Source organism: Parapedobacter sp. SGR-10 (assembly GCF_011030405.1).
GTDB lineage: Bacteria > Bacteroidota > Bacteroidia > Sphingobacteriales > Sphingobacteriaceae > Sphingobacterium.
The window spans coordinates 1-2,223 of record NZ_JAAJTJ010000054.1 but is presented as its reverse complement, the minus strand read 5'-3'; the positions used below and the strand labels follow the sequence as shown (position 1 = coordinate 2,223).

Here is a 2,223-nt window from a genome sequence, read left to right as displayed (position 1 = left end):
CGTATCCACCCGACCAATTGCATCTTTCCTGAGGTCTGTATAATTCAGAACTTTGTAGTATGAGCAAAGAGGAAAAAAGAGTGCAGATGTTTGCGATGATAGCAGACTGGCATCAGAGCGGCAAGAGTAAGAAGGCTTACTGTGCGGAAAACGGGATCAATGAGGCAACGTTTTATTACTGGTTTTCGCGCAGTAAAGAAAAGGGTACATCCGGCGGAGGCTTTATAGCGATCGACAAGGCTGGCAGGAACAGTGCTGTTGAGGTTATCTACCCCAACGGGGTGCGCATCAGGGTAGATAGCGATCTTGGTCTACTTTCCCAGCTGATCCGCCTTTACTGATATGTTTTCACTGGGATCCTCACACCGTTTCTATCTGTACGATGGGCATTGCGACATGCGCAAATCATTTGACGGACTCTGTGGTCTGGTCGCTTCGGCGATGCAGCGCCAGCCGACCAGCGGTGAGGTATTTGTGTTTTTGAACCGCAGCCGTACCCATATCAAGCTGCTGCACTGGGAACCCGGCGGCTTTGTCCTTTATTACAAACGGCTGGAGCAGGGTACTTTTGGTACATCCGCACTTAAAAAAGGTGAGCTGTCATGGAGCGATCTGGTATTGCTCATCGAGGGCGTTCAGGTTGTAAAAAGCATACAGAAAAAACGTTATTCATTGACCTAAAAACAGCTTTTTTGATTGTATAAATGCAGGTAAAACCGTATCTTTAGGGTATGGAAACAGCGCTGGAAAACCTTTCTAAAGATGACCTTCTGAAGGTCATTTCCAGCCGTGACGAAAAGATAGAATATCTGGAGTCCCAGCTTGCCATGTTACGCCGTATGCAGTTCGGACAGAAGCGCGAGCGCTTCGAGGGAGACCCCAACCAGACCGCACTCCCCTTTGAAGCAGCAGCTGTAGAAGTAGAGCAACAGCAGGAGGAAATCAAACAGAAGATCGAGTATACCCGCAAACGCCCCAACCATAAGGGACGTGCGAAGTTGCCCGAACACCTTCCCGTACAGGAGATCGAGATACACCCCGAAGGAGACCTGTCGGATATGGTATGCATCGGAAAAGAGATTACCGAAGAACTCGAATGCGAACCCGCCAAATTTTATATCAAACGCTATATCCGCTATAAATATGTAGCCAAAAACGGGGAAGGCGTTAAGATAGGAGAACTTCCCCAGCGCGTGATCGACAAAGGTATCCCCGGAGCAGGCCTGTTGGCGATGATCCTGACGGGGAAATATGCAGATCACCTTCCATTGTACCGCCAGAAGCAGATCTTCGCCAGGGAAAACATACAGATCGCCTCCTCGACCATCGAAGGCTGGACGAAGGAGGCGCTGATCAAACTCGAACCGCTTTATGAACAATTGGTCTTCGATACAAAAACAAAAGGTTACCTGCAGGTGGACGAAACAGTTATAAAAGTACTCGACAGCGATAAAAAAGGAGCTGCCCATCAGGGATACTATTGGGTGTACCATTCCCCATTGGACAGGATCGTACTGTTCGATTACAATCCTTCACGTGGTGGCCATGTACCCGGATCCATGTTGGACAGCTTTAAGGGTTACCTGCAGACCGATGGATATGCGGCATATGAGAAATATGGCAGAAAGAAAGACATCATCCATCTGGCCTGTTGGGCACACGCACGCCGTGAGTTCGAGAAAGCACTGCAGAATGACCGTGCAAGAGCCGAAAAGGCACTGCTGATGGTACAGGAGCTCTATAAGATTGAACGCAGGGCCAAAGAGGAACAGCTCTCTGCCGACAGGATCAAAGAGCTGCGGCTTAAAGAATCGCTACCGGTCATTAACCAAATGGGCAAATGGATCTTTGAAGAGATCAAGAACACTTTGCCCAAAAGTCAGATCGGAAAGGCCATGGCCTATGCCTATGCGCGATGGGATGCCCTTTCGGCATACTTATATGATGGAAATCTACAGATTGACAACAACCTGATCGAAAATGCCATTCGACCAGTTGCCCTCGGTCGCAAAAACTATCTCTTTGCCGGGAGCCATGAAGCAGCACAGCGGGCGGCGATGATATACTCCTTCTTCGCCATCTGTAAAAAGCATGAGGTCAACCCGTTCAAATGGCTAAAGTATACTTTGCTAAACATATCCTCCATCAACCATAAGAATCTAAAAGATCTTTATCCGCAGAATTTCAAGAAATCAACTGACCTGTAGTTCGTCGGGCGGATAC

At 48.4% G+C, this 2,223-nt stretch carries 3 protein-coding genes; all 3 read left to right on the top strand.

Annotated elements, in window-relative coordinates; all coding sequences use genetic code 11:
- Window positions 1-59 precede the first annotated feature (59 nt).
- The 3 genes from tnpA to tnpC are packed head-to-tail and all read left to right on the top strand — an operon-like array spanning window position 60 to window position 2,207.
- Window positions 60-341: an IS66 family insertion sequence element accessory protein TnpA gene (tnpA, locus tag G5B00_RS17770; RefSeq protein ID WP_163878800.1), complete on the top strand. Its 282-nt coding sequence runs from the start codon at window positions 60-62 to the stop codon at window positions 339-341.
- Window position 342: 1 nt separating this feature from the next.
- Window positions 343-681: an IS66 family insertion sequence element accessory protein TnpB gene (gene tnpB / locus G5B00_RS17765; protein WP_163878797.1), complete on the top strand. Its 339-nt coding sequence runs from the start codon at window positions 343-345 to the stop codon at window positions 679-681.
- 50 nt (window positions 682-731) lie between these two features.
- Window positions 732-2,207 carry an IS66 family transposase gene (tnpC, locus tag G5B00_RS17760; protein WP_163878794.1) on the top strand — a complete coding sequence of 492 codons (1,476 nt, stop codon included), beginning with the start codon at window positions 732-734 and terminating at the stop codon, window positions 2,205-2,207.
- Window positions 2,208-2,223 lie beyond the last annotated feature (16 nt).